The organism is Flavobacterium chilense (genome assembly GCF_001602525.1).
Taxonomy (GTDB): domain Bacteria; phylum Bacteroidota; class Bacteroidia; order Flavobacteriales; family Flavobacteriaceae; genus Flavobacterium; species Flavobacterium chilense.
This window is the reverse complement of sequence record NZ_LSYT01000010.1, coordinates 77,848-94,012: the sequence shown is the minus strand read 5'-3', so window position 1 is coordinate 94,012 and position 16,165 is coordinate 77,848. Positions and strand designations below refer to the sequence as shown.

Annotated in this window: 13 protein-coding genes and 1 tRNA gene; 11 read left to right on the top strand and 3 right to left on the bottom strand. The window is 33.0% G+C overall.

The genetic code is table 11. The features are described from left to right. Positions 1-137 precede the first annotated feature (137 nt). Entirely contained in the window at positions 138-701 is a 564-nt protein-coding gene (locus A4F88_RS20975) for a hypothetical protein (protein WP_143155072.1), read from the top strand. A 128-nt stretch (positions 702-829) separates the two neighbouring features. Here the strand turns inward: A4F88_RS20975 and A4F88_RS20970 are convergent. After that, positions 830-905 (bottom strand) — tRNA-Phe (locus tag A4F88_RS20970). A 104-nt stretch (positions 906-1,009) separates the two neighbouring features. Between A4F88_RS20970 and A4F88_RS20965 the strand changes: the two genes are divergently transcribed. The 7 genes from A4F88_RS20965 (at position 1,010) to A4F88_RS20935 (ending at position 7,977) form a co-directional block, all read left to right on the top strand. Then, positions 1,010-1,744 carry a type III pantothenate kinase gene (locus tag A4F88_RS20965; protein ID WP_068844725.1) on the top strand — a complete coding sequence of 245 codons (735 nt, stop codon included), beginning with the start codon at positions 1,010-1,012 and terminating at the stop codon, positions 1,742-1,744. Further along, the gene (bamG, locus tag A4F88_RS20960) at positions 1,737-2,969 is read left to right on the top strand and encodes a BamG family beta-barrel-assembly machinery protein (protein ID WP_068844724.1); all 1,233 of its coding nucleotides are present in this window, start codon (positions 1,737-1,739) and stop codon (positions 2,967-2,969) included. Before A4F88_RS20965 ends, bamG begins: the two co-directional genes overlap by 8 nt. Before the next feature lie 52 nt (positions 2,970-3,021). Continuing rightward, the gene (gene lptC / locus A4F88_RS20955; protein WP_068844723.1) at positions 3,022-3,573 is read left to right on the top strand and encodes an LPS export ABC transporter periplasmic protein LptC; all 552 of its coding nucleotides are present in this window, start codon (positions 3,022-3,024) and stop codon (positions 3,571-3,573) included. A 10-nt stretch (positions 3,574-3,583) separates the two neighbouring features. Then, a complete protein-coding gene (locus A4F88_RS20950; protein ID WP_068844722.1) occupies positions 3,584-3,778 on the top strand; it encodes a hypothetical protein in 195 nt (64 codons plus the stop codon). Positions 3,779-3,780: 2 nt separating this feature from the next. After that, on the top strand, positions 3,781-5,040 hold the full coding sequence (locus tag A4F88_RS20945) for a hemolysin family protein (RefSeq protein WP_068844721.1): 1,260 nt from the start codon (positions 3,781-3,783) through the stop codon (positions 5,038-5,040). 107 nt (positions 5,041-5,147) lie between these two features. Continuing rightward, on the top strand, positions 5,148-7,247 hold the full coding sequence (locus tag A4F88_RS20940; protein WP_068844720.1) for a peptidylprolyl isomerase: 2,100 nt from the start codon (positions 5,148-5,150) through the stop codon (positions 7,245-7,247). A 325-nt stretch (positions 7,248-7,572) separates the two neighbouring features. Then, the gene (locus A4F88_RS20935; protein ID WP_245179185.1) at positions 7,573-7,977 is read left to right on the top strand and encodes a hypothetical protein; all 405 of its coding nucleotides are present in this window, start codon (positions 7,573-7,575) and stop codon (positions 7,975-7,977) included. Between the two features lie 38 nt (positions 7,978-8,015). Here A4F88_RS20935 and A4F88_RS20930 read toward each other — a convergent pair whose 3' ends face one another. Together A4F88_RS20930 and A4F88_RS20925 are read right to left on the bottom strand one after the other, a co-directional pair. Beyond that, positions 8,016-8,930 carry a GYDIA family GHMP kinase gene (locus A4F88_RS20930; protein WP_068844718.1) on the bottom strand — a complete coding sequence of 305 codons (915 nt, stop codon included), beginning with the start codon at positions 8,928-8,930 and terminating at the stop codon, positions 8,016-8,018. Positions 8,931-9,039: 109 nt separating this feature from the next. Continuing rightward, entirely contained in the window at positions 9,040-10,353 is a 1,314-nt protein-coding gene (locus A4F88_RS20925) for a hydroxymethylglutaryl-CoA reductase, degradative (RefSeq protein WP_068844717.1), read from the bottom strand. A 181-nt stretch (positions 10,354-10,534) separates the two neighbouring features. Between A4F88_RS20925 and A4F88_RS20920 the strand changes: the two genes are divergently transcribed. The 3 genes from A4F88_RS20920 (at position 10,535) to A4F88_RS20910 (ending at position 16,158) form a co-directional block, all read left to right on the top strand. After that, entirely contained in the window at positions 10,535-12,706 is a 2,172-nt protein-coding gene (locus A4F88_RS20920; protein WP_068844887.1) for a S9 family peptidase, read from the top strand. A 38-nt stretch (positions 12,707-12,744) separates the two neighbouring features. Next, a complete protein-coding gene (locus A4F88_RS20915; RefSeq protein WP_068844886.1) occupies positions 12,745-14,421 on the top strand; it encodes a peptide MFS transporter in 1,677 nt (558 codons plus the stop codon). Positions 14,422-14,499: 78 nt separating this feature from the next. Continuing rightward, the gene (locus tag A4F88_RS20910) at positions 14,500-16,158 is read left to right on the top strand and encodes a peptide MFS transporter (protein WP_068844716.1); all 1,659 of its coding nucleotides are present in this window, start codon (positions 14,500-14,502) and stop codon (positions 16,156-16,158) included. Positions 16,159-16,165 lie beyond the last annotated feature (7 nt).

The following is a 16,165-nucleotide window of genomic DNA, read 5'->3' as shown; positions in this document are numbered from 1 at the left end:
TTTACGAATATATAAGATATTTTTTTATTCAGTTAATACTTTTTTAACAAAAACAACTTAAAATTTGACTTATAAGATTTAACTGTTTAATTTATATTTGAAGTGTATTAAACAATTAGTAAAATTTTAAAATTATTATGAAAAAGGAAATTGGGTTGTTAATTGTTTTTTGTGTTTTAAGTGCATGCACAGCCCGAAAAGAGATAATGTATAATAAAAGTGAATGCAGTGTTTCAACTGTTCCTCCAGAAGATTTGGCTTCAAATTATAAAGCATTTTATTCTTCTTCATATTTTAATGTCAATCAGTTTGAAGATTTTGATAAAATAAAAAACGGAATCCTTATGTGTCGTTGGAATGAAGGTTTTAAAAATGCGACTTTTTTAATAGTTGATTTTGATAAAGGATTTAATGCTGTCAAAAAAAGAAAAAATTTAACAGAGGCGGTAATTCTTACTTTAGAAGAAAAAATGAGCCTAAAAAAGATCTTAGGAATTTTGAAAAAAGAGAGTTACTATCAAAATTGTATACGTGATCATGGACATGCATCATTATATATATTAGAAATAAGACATAATGATGAAAAGATAGTTCAGTATTATTCTCCTTTTAATAATCCATATGAAATAGTAACATCAAATGCTAATATTGAATTGGTTCAAGATATATTTAGTATAATGGACCGTTGCTATTATAGGTAATGCTTTGATATTTTAACCTTAGAATGTGTTAAGCTTAAAAATAAACTTTGCGTAAATATTTAAGGAACTTTGTAGCTAAATCAAGAAAGATATAAAAACAAAAAACCCGAATATTGCTATTCGGGTTTTGGTGGTACCTCCAGGGATCGAACCAGGGACACATGGATTTTCAGTCCATTGCTCTACCATCTGAGCTAAGGTACCATGTTGTGCTCATTGCGGGTGCAAATATAGAATCATTTTTCGTTTATCCAAAACATTTTTTTAGAAAAATCAATTCGTATCTTCGCAATGGTAAAAAAGTAAATATGATTTTAACGGTTGATGTTGGTAATACCCGAATTAAAGCTGCTGTATTTGAGGGAAATATAATTCTTGAAAATTTTGTTTTTGAGAAGAACGAACTCGAAAAAAAAATTAAAAAAATTTTAGAAAAATTTCAGAATTGTTCTGATTTGGTTGTTGCCTCAGTTGGGAGTGTTGAAAAACAATCTTTCCTGACTTTCGAAAATCAGCTCAACATTCATTTTTTAACACATGAAGATGTTTTTCCCTTTGCAAATAAATATGCCACTCCAAAAACATTAGGAATCGACAGAATGGTTTTGGCAGCCGGAGCGACTTTGCAATTTCCAAAACAAAACAGACTGGTAGTGGATGCCGGAACTTGTATTACCTACGATTTTATCGACGAAAATGACAATTATCTAGGTGGAGCGATTTCTCCGGGGCTTAGATTGCGCTACGAAGCATTACATAACTACACAGCCAAACTGCCTTTACTGACTTTTGAAGTACCGGAACTTTATATAGGAAACTCAACGGCACAGGCGATTCACTCAGGAGTTGTAAATGGCTTCGTCTATGAGATTGACGGTTTTATCGATGAATATCGGGCAAACTTTTCAAATTTTATAATAATTTTAACGGGAGGAGATGCAGAATTTTTGGCTAAACGATTAAAAAATACCATATTTGCCAATTCAAATTTCCTTTTGGAGAGTTTGAACCAAACATTTCAATATAAAATCGACAATGATTAAAAAAATTATAGTAAGCGCATGTTTGCTTATCTCGTTCGTTTCATTTGCTCAGCAGGGTACTGCTTCTCCTTATTCTTTTTTTGGGATTGGTGATACCAGATTTAAAGGAACTCTTGAAAACAGATCTATGGCAGGAGTTGCAGTAGAACAGGATAGTATTCACTTAAATATTGAAAATCCGGCAAGTTATGCAAGTTTGGGACAAACAACATTTACAGTGGGAGGGTCTTTTGGAACTTCGACATTAAAAACAACTGACAAATCTGAAAAAGCACAAAGAGCCACTTTTGACTATTTGGCATTAGGAATTCCAATGGGAAAATTTGGTGCGGCATTTGGTTTAATTCCGGTAACATCAGTTGGGTATAAAATTCAAAATGATAATACAGATACTCAAAATGCAACAAGTACACAACTTCAGGGAAAAGGTGGTGTAAACAGAGTGTTTTTTGGATTAGGTTATAAAATTAAAAAGAACTGGACGATTGGTGCAGATGCCCAATATAATTTTGGTAAAATTACAACCACAAGTATAGAGCTGGTTACAGGAGTTCAAAATGCAACCAAAGAAACGAATGCTTCAGAGTTATCTGGTGTTAGTTTTAATATTGGTACAATGTATCAGACAAAAATTGATAAAAAATTAAGTTTGTTCACAAGTTTAAATTATACTTTCGCCAGTACACTTAATTCAAATAGTACAAGAGTTATTGCAGTAGACGGTGATCCGGATCCTTATGAAGTTCCCGCTCATGAAGATAATTTGAAATTACCAAATAAAATTACATTTGGTGCAGGTATAGGAGAAGCAAGAAAATGGCTTATTGGTACTACAGTGGCTTTTCAGGGTAACGGACAACTTGCAAATTATTACAACGCAGCAAGTAATGTAAGCTACGAAAAGTATCAAAAATATGCGATTGGTGGATATTATATTCCTAACTACGCGTCATTTACAAGTCAGTTAAGCCGAATCACGTACAGAGCCGGATTAAAATATGAAAAACTGGGTCTAATCGTGAACAACGAATCGATTAAAGATGTTGGGATGACTTTAGGAGCCGGAATTCCGCTTGGAAATGGTTCTTTTTCTAACGTGAATGTTGGATTAGAATTTGGTAAAAGAGGTACAACCAGTGCAGATTTAGTACAGGAAAACTATTTTAAATTCAGTCTGAGTTTCTCATTTAACGACAGATGGTTCGTGAAAAGTAAATTCAATTAAGCATAAGTATTTATGTTTTTCTAAGCTCATTACAATTTACTACATTTGGCAAATGAATTTACCAAAGAGATATATTATAAGCGTTGTCACAGTTTTTGCTGTGACACTGTTTTTTGGATGCGAAAGTAATTTTAAAGAAGTTCAGAAAATTAACTTCTCAGAGTTTGTTCCGGGCAGTGATGCCGATACTGTTAATGTTAAGTATACAGATTCAGGACGTATAACAGGAGTGTTGAAAAGTTCAAAAATGCTGGACTACTCTAATCTTGATTTTCCGTTTACAGAATTTCCTAAAGGAATTGATGTTACCTTATACGATAAAAAAGAAAAACGTACTTTTATAACAGCAAATTATGCCGTTTCATACAAGCAAACAGGGATAATTGATTTGCAGGGAAAAGTTAAAATCAGATCAGAAGCAGGTCAGACGCTGGAAACAGAACAACTGTATTTTGATCAGAAAAACGAATGGTTTTATACCGAAAGAAAGTTCAAATTAACAGATGCTAAAGGGGTTTCATACGGACAAGGAATAGATTTTAGCAAAGATTTTAAAGTGATTAATTCGCAGCGAGTGTCTGGCGAAATAGAATCAAACGAATAAAATACATATTATGGGTTATTTAAAATATACACAATACGTTTACATTGCTTTTGCAGTTTACTTTATTTACGACGCAATCGTAAAGCTAAACGCAAACAATGAGTCCTATCCTTTGAGTTTTGTAATTGCAGGTATGGCTATCTTCATGTTTTTCTTTAGAAGAAAATTTGTCAGGAAGTTTGACGAACGTAATAAAAAACAGTAAAAATGGAAATTAGTATTATAATACTATGTTTAATACTATCAGCCTTTTTTTCGGGAATGGAAATAGCTTTTATTTCTTCAAATAAAATTTATCTTGAAATCGAAAAGAAACAGGATAATTTTATATCCCAAATCCTGACCAGACTTACAGAGAATCCTTCAAAGTTTATTGCTGCAATGCTTATTGGTAACAATGTGGCATTGGTAGTATATGGTTTTTATATGGGAGATTTGATTCTGAACTGTATGATCAGTTTTGGATTTCATTTTTCAAACGTGACAAGCCTGTTGATTCAGACTACAATTTCGACTTTTATAGTTTTGATTACTGCTGAATTTTTTCCTAAAGTGTTTTTTCAGATTTATGCCAATTCCCTGATTAAGGTTTTTGCAATTCCTGCCTATTTATTCTACAGGTTGTTTTATTACATCTCTACTTTTTTTATCTGGATTTCGGATTTTGTGTTGCGAAAATTTTTCAAAACAGAAGGTGATCAGGTGCAATTGTATTTTAGTAAAATAGAACTCGGAAATTACATTACAGAGCAAATGAATTCTGTTGAAGATGATGAAGAAGTAGATTCGGAAATTCAGATTTTTCAAAATGCATTAGAATTTTCAGGAGTGAAAGCGCGTGATATTATGACGCCGCGAACAGAAATTGTCGATATCGATTTGTTTGACAGTATTACAGATCTTAAAGAGTTATTTATTGAAACCGGTTACTCTAAAATTGTGGTAAGTCAAAATTCTGTTGACGATATTGTAGGGTATGTACATTCATTCGATTTATTTAAAAAGCCCAAGACAATAAAATCAGTTTTAATGACGGTTGAATTCGTTCCAGAAACTATTTTGATTAAAGACGCTTTGAATTTGCTGATCAAAAAACGAAAAAATGTAGCAGTTGTTCTGGATGAATACGGCGGAACTTCGGGTATTATTACAATAGAAGATATTGTAGAAGAACTTTTTGGCGAGATCGAAGATGAACATGATCTGGATGAAGAGTTAATTGAAGAAGAACTAAGTGAAGGCAAGTATTTGTTTTCGACCCGTTTAGATGTAGAGTACCTAAATGAAACCTATAAATTAATGATTCCTGAAGAAGATTCATATGGAACTTTAGGAGGATTTATTGTGAATCACACCAAAGAAATCCCTCAAAAAGGAGATGAAATAGTGATTGATAACTATCATTTTGTGATAGAAGAAGCCACAAATAAGAAAATTGAATTAGTCAAATTGACAATAAAAGAGTGATTTTTTAAATTAATAAAAAAAAATGTTGAAAATAAAACGCTAGTTGTATTGTTATTAACTAGATAATTGTATTTTCGCAAACTGAATATAAAATTAACGATAATAAAATGGCAGTTTTAGCAAAAATTAGACAGCGTTCCGCTTTATTGATAGGAGTTATTGCACTTGCATTATTTGCATTTATAATACAAGATCTATTCACTAGAGGAACATTTGGTCAAAGTTCAAAAGATGTGGGAAGCATCGATGGAAAAGATATTTCATTTGAAGACTTTAGAGTAAAAGTTAGTAATGTTGAAAAAAGTGGTCAAGGAATTACTTCCACTGAAGCTGCAAACAGAGTTTGGGATCAAGAGGTTTCAATTGCATTATTATCTGCTCAGTTTGATAAATTAGGATTAAGAGTTGGAGAAAAACACTTAATCGAAGTTTTAAAGTCAGATCCAAATATTGGTAAAAACCCAATGTTTCTGAACGCAGCAGGTATGTTTGATGTGGTAAAGTTTAAAGAATACTTTAAAACGAACCCGGAAGCAGCACAATATATTGCTGACAAAGAAAAAGATGCTGAATTAAATGCAAAATTTCAAATCTACAATACATTAATAAAATCAGGACTATACACAACTGCTAGTGAAGGAAAACTGAAATATGAAATGGAAGCTAACAAAGTAAACTTTGCTTATGCTGCTGCATTATATTCTTCTATTAAAGACAGTGAAGTAAAAATTTCTGATTCAGAAATTGTAGACTATATGAAGAAAAACGAGAAAAAATTCAAAGCGGATGCAACTCGTGAAATTCAATATGTTTTAGTAGAAGACAAAGCTTCAAAAGAAGACGAAGCTGAAATTAAAGCTAAAATCACTGCACTTTTAAACGGAAGAGTAGAGTACAATGCAAAAACAGGTAAAAACGATACATTGCCAGGTTTTAAAAATGCAACTAACATTGCTGAATTTGTAAACTCAAATTCTGATGTACCTTACGATTCTACTTATGTGCCTAAAAATGCTTTACCGGCTGTTGATGCTGATAAATTATTCAGCTTACCTGCAGGAGCAATTTACGGACCATACGTTTACGGAAAATATTATGCGATTTCTAAATCTTTAGGATTTAAAGCTGGTGTTAATGCAAAAGCAAGTCATATCTTAATTGGTTATGAAGGATCTCAGACTCCAAACCCAAAAGAAAAAAGAACTAAAGAAGAAGCTAAAGCTAAAGCAGAAGAAATTTTAGCTCAGGTTCAGGCAAACCCTGATAGTTTCATGATGTTGGCTTTTACAAGTTCTGATGATTCATCTGCACAACAAGGTGGGGATTTAGGATATTTTGGTCCAAACCAAATGGTAAAACCATTTAATGATTTTGTATTCAATAACGGAATTGGAAAAGTTGGTTTAGTTGAAACTCCTTTTGGATTTCACATTATCAAAATCACAGATAAACAAGACGGAATTCGTTTAGCTACAATCGCTCAAAAAATTGAGCCTTCTGAAGCTACTTCTGATAAAGTATTTACATTAGCAACCAAATTTGAAATGGCTGCTGCAGATAAAGATTTTGCTGCTACAGCAAAAGAATTAGGATTAAAAGTTGCTGCTCCCGTAACTGCAAAAGCAATGGATGAAGCATTTGGTCCTTTAGGAAACCAACGTAACATCATCAGATGGGCATTTGATAAAGAAACTAGCGTTGGTGATGTAAAACGTTTTGAATTAGCTAATATTGGGCACGTAATTGCACAATACAAAAGCGAAAACAAATCAGGTTTAGTATCAGTTACCTTGGCAAGACCTTATGTTGAGTCAATCTTGAAAAACAAGAAAAAAGCTGAAATCTTAAAAGCTAAAATGACAGGTTCTACAATCGAAGCTGTAGCTAAAAGTGCTGGTGTAACAGTTCAACAAGCAGCTAATGTTACTATGGAGAACCCGGTTTTACCAGGTGGAGTAGGACAAGAGCCAAAAGTTGTAGGTAATGCGTTTGCATTAACACCAAACAAAATTTCTGCACCAATTGAAGGGAATACAGGAGTTTATGTTGTAAAAAACATTAGTACTATAAAAGCACCTGCACTTCCTAATCATGCTGAATATGTAGCTAAAGTAAAAGCTCAAAGCGCATCTGATGCAAGCAGAGTTTTACCAGCTTTAAAAAGCAATGCTAAAATTGAAGATAACAGATTACAATTTAACTACTAGTTTCTAGTAAGTAAAAGGTTAATTATAATAAGAAACCCGAAACATTCTTCTGAATGTTTCGGGTTTTTCTTTGCTTGTATAAATTACGGAATTGCTTTTAGTGATGAAACGAACTCCTTTTCTTAAGTTATAGCAGAATGGTAGAAATATTATTAAAAAGTTTGTGATATTCAGAATATTACAGTTAATTTGTTTGATTTTTTATTTTAGTAAAATTTTTGTTGAATCAGAAAATAGTAAAACGTATACAAAATAATGATGAGTAAATATTTTAATAATCAGATGTTTGATATTTATGTTTAAATTGTTGAAAAGAAAACCCAGGGTGTATTCTAAAATTGAGAATCACATTTTTGGAATAATTACAGAACTTTTAAAACTGCCCGCTACAGACATCAATGTTGATGAGCTGGGGGGAAAGTATTATTTAAGTAATGAAGAGCAACATTTTAAGGTTACGGTATTGAGTAATGATTATGTTATTCGTTTAACCAATACACGTGATTCTGTTGCAGAGAAGTATGATAAAATCTTTGTAGAAGATGTTTTAAAGGCTATAAAGGAAGAGAAACACCGCAGGATGGAAGTCGTTTATGATTCGATTACCAATAGTATCGAAAAAATGGCAGAGCGATTGCATAATACTCTCATTGAATCGAATGAACTCGAAACTCAAAAAGTTAGACGACTCGAGACAAAACCTGTAAAAAATAAAAAAGTGAATTTTTAATTCACTTTTTTATTTTAAAATAATTCGCTGATTGCAATTTATTCCTGTAAAATCATCTCATCATAGGATAGTATTGTTTCGTAACCTTTGGAGGTAAAATAAGCAGTAGGGTTTTCTTTTGAAACAGCCATTACAAAATCACCTCCCCATGCTCCAAGGCTTTTAACAACACCATTAAAATCAGGAAAAGCAATTTCTTTTATGGTTTGTATTTCAAGAATGTTACTCAGATGAATCTCGTGTTTTTCAACAGCAAGAGCAAATTCCTTTAAGGTTTTAGCGTTCAAAATAGCCTCCGTAATTTTATTGTTTTCAATTACACTTTGAGCCAGATTATGATATTTATTATTGTTGTATGCATGAATTGCTGCTTTGCTATTCTGTTTTTTGTTTAGGTAAACAAAGAAGATATTTTTAGTGAAATCAGGGGTAAAACGAACCGGTTCTACAGTATTGTTTTCTATTTTATAAAGAATAGGCGTATCGTTCTGTGCACAGGCAATATCGTAACCACTACCTCCAAAACTGTTTCTAAGCAGTGTGAAGGCATTAATTTTAGTCCATTGCGAAATATTATTAATTAAGGTAGATGATGTCCCTAATCCCCAGTTTCTTGGAAAAGTAAGGTTTGTTGTAATTTGGTATCCCTTTGCTTGATTAATAAATTCCGGATTTAAAAGATAAGCCTCGTGTAAAATATTGATTAAAGTTGTTTTTACAGTTTCGACCTCTGATTTGGAAGGGTTTATAATTTCATCAAATGAAATAGAATTTTCAAACCAAAGTTGATTGTCGTAGTCGTAACTTTTCCATTCGATAGTTTGATTTTTTCCAGGTTCAACTACTAAGTTTTGACCAAATTTAGTAGGCAGCGCAAAAGCATCAGCACCATCAAGAACTAAATATTCTCCTGAGATAAATAACTTTCCGTTACTATAAAAAGTTGTTTGCATACGTATTTTTTTAGCCTCAATTATTCGTTTAACTTTTACTTTAATTGGAGTTCCGTAAACTTTGTTTAAGTAAAAAAGGTTGTAACGAATAACGGGATTAAGCTTCTTATTATTTTCTTAGATTTTCAATAAATTCAACTACAGCACTATGAGAAACTGCATTTTTCTTAAAATGAGATTTAATCAAATGACGTTCATCATCCGTAGCTTCAAATTGATTGATGATGTTATTTAAGTGCATCTTCATGTGACCTTCCTGGATTCCGGTAGTAGTTAAAGAACGTAAAGCTGCAAAATTTTGAGCTAAACCAGCAACCGCTACAATTTGCATCAACTCCTGAGCAGAAGGTTTTTCAAGTATATCAAAACATAGTTTTACTAAAGGATGTAATGAAGTTAACCCGCCAACAGTTCCAAGTGCTAAAGGAATTTCAAGCCAGAAAGTAAAAATTCCGTCTTCGATTTTTGCGTGAGATAAACTTGCGTATTGTCCGTTTTTAGAAGCATAAGCATGTACTCCGGCTTCTACAGCCCTAAAATCATTTCCGGTTGCCAGAATTACAGCGTCAACACCATTCATAATACCTTTATTGTGTGTAACGGCTCTAAAAGGTTCCACTTCGGCAATTTGAACAGCCTGTAAAAAACGTTCGGCAAACTCCTGAGGATTTGGAATGTGTTTTTCGGTTAAATCTTCTATTGGGCAGGAAACTTCAGCTCTTACAATACAATTTGGAACATAATTCGATAAAATGCTCATAATTACTTTTACAGATTCGTCTTCAGAAAACAAATCCGAATTTTGAAACTCATCTTTTAAAGTCGTTGCAAATTGTTCCAGACAAGAGTTAATGAAATTTGCCCCCATGCTGTCTTTAGTTTCAAAAGTAGCATGAAGCTGAAAGTAATTTTCAAGCAAACTTCGTTTGTCTTTTAGTTTAATATCTAAAATTCCGCCTCCACGTTGTTGCATATTTTTGGTAATGCTTTGCGTCTCTGAGAAAAATTTAGGCTTGATCTGGTCAAAGAAAGAATGAAGTTTTTCGGCATCTCCATTAAAAGTAAAATGTACCTGGCCAATTTTCTCAGTATCAATTACTGTTGCCTTAAAACCACCTCTTGTAGACCAGTATTTTGCTGCTTTTGATGCCGCAGCAACAACAGAACTCTCCTCAATTGCCATTGGAATGGTTTTGTATTCTCCGTTGATAAGAAAATTAGGTGCAACTCCAAGCGGAATATATAAATTGGTAATCGTATTCTCTATAAATTCATCATGCAGTTGTTGAAGCTTTTCGTCTGAATTCCAGTAATTTCTTATAATAGTAAGTGCTTCTTCAGGCGTTGAAAAGTAAGTATTGGCGATCCAGTTTATTTTTTCTTTTTTGGATAATTTAGAAAATCCGGCAACAGCGTTGTTCATTCTCAGTATTTTAAATAATAAAGTTGCGGCAAAGATACCATTTTAAGACTTTTGATTGCAATGTATTTGAAAATTGAAAAAGCGCAATCGTTATTTTTTTTAACATTTAACACTTAAAATGTGTATTATGTTTATTTTTTTTACTAAAATTGGGCTCTTTTTTATATTTAAAATAATTCTGATGAATAGAAGTAAAATTACTGTTATATTTTTGTTGTTAGTAGCTACTGTTTTTGGTCAACAAAAAATATCTGTCGAAAATATTTTTAATGGAGTATTTCGCGCAAAAGGAATGGATGAATTACAATCCTTAAAAAACACAGATCAGTACACTGTTTTAAATGTAGATCAGGGAAGCAGGAGCATGCAAATCGATTTGTATGATTTTGCTACACTAAAAAAGGTATCAAATCTAATCGATACAAAAAATCATCCGTCACTTGCTGACGGAATCGACAGCTACACTTTTGATGCTTCAGAAAAAAAGATTTTAATTGCCTGTCATTCCAATAAAATTTTCCGTCACTCTTTTACAGCTGATTATTTCTTATATGATATAACTTCAAAATCATTGACAAAACTTTTTGATTTTCAGATACAGGAGCCAACTTTCTCACCAGACGGAACTAAAATTGCTTATGCCAGAGAAAACAATCTGTATGTTTATGATGTAGCATCTAAAAAATCAACAGCTGTTACAACTGATGGAAAGAAAAATGCAGTAATCAATGGTATCACGGACTGGGTTTATGAAGAAGAATTTGCTTTTGTACGTGCTTTTGACTGGAGTAAAGACAGTAAAAAACTAGCTTATATTCGTTTTGACGAAAGTGCCGTTCCGGAATTTTCAATGTCAATGTTTCATAAAGATTTATACCCAACAATCGAAACATTCAAATATCCTAAAGCAGGTGAAAAAAACTCTGAGGTTTCCTTACATATTTATGATGCAGCAAGTAATGCTACTAAAAAAGTACAGTTAGGAAATTACAACGATTTTTACATTGCAAGATTACAATGGACAAATGATGCTAATATTTTATCAGCACAAGTTCTAAACCGTCATCAGGATAATCTGGACTTGTTATTTGTCGACGGAACTACCGCAACAGCTAAAGTAGTTTTGAATGAAAAAGACAAAGCTTATGTAGATGTTACAGACAATTTGACTTTCTTAAAAGATAACAGCTTTATCTGGACAAGCGAAAAAGACGGATTTAATCATATTTACTTGTATGATAAAACCGGAAAACTAAAAAATCAGGTTACAAAAGGAAACTGGGAAGTAACTTCATACTACGGTTTTGATGAAAAAACAAAAACTATTTTCTATCAGTCTACAGAAAATGGTTCTATCAACAGAGATCTTTACAGAATTGGTTTAGACGGAAAGAACAAAGTACGTTTAACTTCTAAGGTTGGAACAAGTGCAGCGACTTTTAGCCCTAATTTCCAATATTTCATTACAACTTTCTCAAGTAATTTACAGCCTACGACTTATACTTTAAACGAAGCTAAAACAGGAAAAGAGATTCAGGTTATAGAAAATAATCAGGCTCTTGCTGATAAATTAAAAGCATATAATCTTCCTGCAAAAGAATTTTTAGTATTAAAAACAGCCAAAGGAAACGAGCTGAATGCCTGGATTTTGAAGCCTAAAGATTTTGATCCTTCTAAAAAATATCCAGTTTTTATGTACCAATATTCTGGTCCGGGATCACAACAGGTAAACAACGATTGGAACAACAGCGATGATTACTGGTTTTTATCGCTTACACAACAAGGTTACATTGTAGCTTGTGTTGATGGAAGAGGTACTGGTTTTAAAGGTGCTGATTTCAAAAAAGTAACCCAAAAAGAATTAGGAAAATACGAAGTAGAAGATCAGATTGATGCTGCAAAAGTAATTGGAGCTTATCCATATGTTGATGCATCAAGAATTGGAATCTTCGGGTGGAGCTATGGTGGTTTTATGGCATCAAACTGTATTTTTCAGGGGAACGATGTTTTCAAAATGGCAATTGCAGTTGCTCCGGTAACAAACTGGCGTTTTTATGACAGTGTTTACACAGAAAGATACATGCAGACACCTCAGGAAAATGCAAGCGGATACGATCAGAACTCTCCAATAAATCATGTGAGCAAATTAAAAGGTAAGTTTTTATTGATTCATGGTTCAGGTGATGATAATGTTCATGTACAAAACTCAATGCAAATGATGGAAGCGTTAATTCAGGCAAATAAACAGTTTGATTCTCAGATATATCCGGATAAAAACCACGGGATTTATGGTGGTGCAACGAGAATTCAGCTTTATAATAAAATGACTAACTTTATCAAAGAAAATTTATAATTTAAATCAAATTTAACCTTAAACAAATAATGAATAATATGGAAGAAACTAAAGTAAAAACCGCACATCCAAAAGGACTTTGGGTATTGTTTGGAACGGAGATGTGGGAGCGGTTCAATTTTTATGGAATGCGAGCCTTATTAACTTTATTTCTTGTGAATTCATTATTGATGAAGGAAGAAGAAGCGTCTTTAATTTATGGAGGTTTCCTTGGACTTTGTTATCTAACACCAATGTTGGGAGGTTTTGTAGCCGACCGTTTCTTAGGAAACAGAAACTGTATCATTCTGGGGGGATTATTAATGGCAATTGGACAATTGTTATTATTTACCAGTGGAAGTGTTTTCGAGTCTAATTTAGGTTTGGCAAAAATCATCATGTATTCTGCATTAGGGGTTATTGTTTTTGGTAACGGATTCTTCAAGCCAAACATTTCAAGTATGGTAGGAAGTTTATATCCAAAACAAGAAAAAACGAAGTTAGATAGTGCCTTTACTATTTTCTATATGGGTATTAACATCGGAGCATTTTTGGGTCAGTCTATTTGCCCTATATTAGGAGATGTAAAAGATGCAGGCGGAATTAGAGATATTCATGCTTTTAGATGGGGATTCCTTGCGGCTTCTGTTGCAATGTTATTAGGAACACTACTTTTTTACTTTTTAAAAAATAAATATGTGGTTTCTCCGGAAGGAAGACCATTAGGAGGTTTGCCTTCTAAAAATGAAGCATCTGATTTTGAAGAAGGAGAAGCGCAAAAAGCTAATTTTTCTGGTAAATCTTTGACTATTGCAGGAATCGCATTTATTGCATTAGGATTCTTTTTTCACTATGTAGTAGGGCAGAATTTAATTTATACTTTGATTTATTCAAGTGGTATTTCATTGGCAGGATTAATTGTTTCTGATTCTTCATTAACTAAAATCGAAAGAGACAGGATTTTTGTAATCTACATTGTTTCGTTTTTTATAATCTTCTTCTGGGCTGCTTTTGAGCAAGCCGGATCATCTTTGACTTTTATTGCCGACAATCAAACCGATAGAAATTTCTTTGGATGGCAAATGCCTCCATCAATGGTTCAGATTTTTAACGGATTATTTGTAGTTTTACTGGCAGTACCTTTTAGTATACTATGGGATACTTTGAGAGCTAAAGGTAAAGAACCTATTTCTCCGGTAAAATTAGCTGTTGGTCTGGTAGTGATTTCGATTAGTTTCTTTATGATTGCTACTCAGGTTTCTTATATTGGAACTTCAGGATTGCTATTAGTGAAATGGCTTATCTTGTTATATTTCTTAAATACATGTGCTGAGTTGTGTTTATCTCCAATTGGTTTGTCATTAGTTGGTAAATTATCTCCAAAACGTTTTGCGTCTTTATTATACGGGGTATTTTTCTTGTCGAATGCTTCAGGTTATGCTTTAGGAGGAACTTTAGGTTCTATTCTTCCGGCAACAGGAGATAAATTTGAAAAAGCAAAAGAATTAGGAATCGATCTTCAGGCTGTTTTAGATAATAAAGTAGTACCAACCGCTGAACAATTATCTCTTTTAGAACAACATCAGATTAGTGCGCATAACCACTTTTTTGCTGGATTTGAAATTCATAACCTATATGAGTTTTTCATGGTGTTTGTTGTTTTAACTGGTATTGCTGCAATTATATTATTTGCTTTGACTCCATTCCTAAAAAGAATGATGCATGGTGTTAGATAAAAATAATCATAATAATATATAAAAAATTACCTACAGGTTTCGGCTTGTAGGTAATTTTAATTTTAAGAGTTTATAGTTATGTGGAAAAAACACCCAAAAGCATTACCTTTTTTGTTTCTGTCTGAAATGTGGGAGCGTTTTGGTTACTACTTAATGATCGGGATCTTTACTTTATATCTAAAAGATGTAAAGAGTGGTTTTGCTATGACCGAGAAAGAAGCCTCTGATTTGTACGGAACTTTTATTGCATTGGTTTTTCTGACACCATTTATTGGCGGACTGATTGCTGATAGATACTTAGGGTATCGAAAATCTATTATTTTTGGCGGAATTTTAATGGGCATTGGTTACTTCTTAATGGGAATCCATGATATAACAATGCTTTATATTGCCATGACCTTGGTAATTGTTGGAAATGGTTTTTTTAAGCCCAATATTTCTACATTATTAGGCAGTTTCTATTCAAAAGAAGAGTATAAAGACAAAAAAGATGAAGGCTACAATATTTTCTATATGGGAATTAATGTTGGAGGTTTTATCTGTAATTTCTTTGGAGCTGCTTTGCAGATTCTTTTAGGCTGGCATTGGGCTTTTATGGCCGCAGGTGTTGGTATGTTTATAGGAGTTATTGTGTTTCTATTAGGTACAAAACATTATGTAGGATATGACCAGAAAAAAGGAGTACAGGAAGGAGATATGCCATTTTATAAAATTATCCTTTTTATTTTACTACCCTCCTTTATTTTTGGAGCAATTGGCTGGTTGATAAAAGGAGTTGCTTCAGAAACAAATCCGGATAGTTCTATTTTTGGTTCGGATAGTACAGATGCCTTTATTTTTGCCTGTATTCCGATAGTTTTCTTTTACGGATCACTTTATTTTAAGGCTAAAACAGAAGATAAACGATCAATTGGAGCTCTGCTTGCTATTTTTGGAGTAGTTATTTTATTTTGGGGAGTCTTCAAGTTGAATGGCTCGGCACTTACTACCTGGGCAGATCGTTATACTGACAGAGAAGTAACAGGGACAACCGGTAAGCTTGTTGCGAAACTAAAATTGGCAAAAGAAGTCGAATACAAAAAGGAATCTACCGAGCTTTATGATGATCAGTTTCGTTTGCAAAAAGAAAACGGAGTGGTTAAGAAAGAAGTAAATTATCCTTTATATTTTAGAAATGTTGCTCCCGAAAAATTACCTGCAGAAGGAGGTAAGGTGCATCTTTGGGCAACAAACTTAAGTCAGTCAATTAACCCGGCATGGGTTATCATATTAACCCCTTTGATAGTGGCATTTTTCTCCTTTTTACGGGCCAGAAAAAAAGAGCCTTCAACACCTACAAAAATTGCTTTCGGTTTGTTGATTTCGGCATTGTCTGTTTTGGTAATGATCGCTGCTGTAAAAATGGGTAATAACGGAGCAGAAAAAGTTAGTGCCTGGTGGTTAGTGGCAAATTATGGAATCATAACAATTGGAGAATTGTTTTTAAGTCCCATGGGATTATCTGTAGTATCCAAATTAAGCCCTGTTAATATTACTTCGTTAATGATGGGAGGCTGGTTTTTGTCGACTTCGATTGGAAATAAGTTAAGTGGGGTTTTAGCAAGTATGTGGGATACTTACGATGATAAAGCCAACTTTTTTTGGGTAAATTTTGCCTTGTTAATGTTTGCAACTGTACTGATGTTTGTTTTGGTAAAGCAGCTTAACAAAGTGATGAAAGAAAGAGGAATTAATTAATTATTTA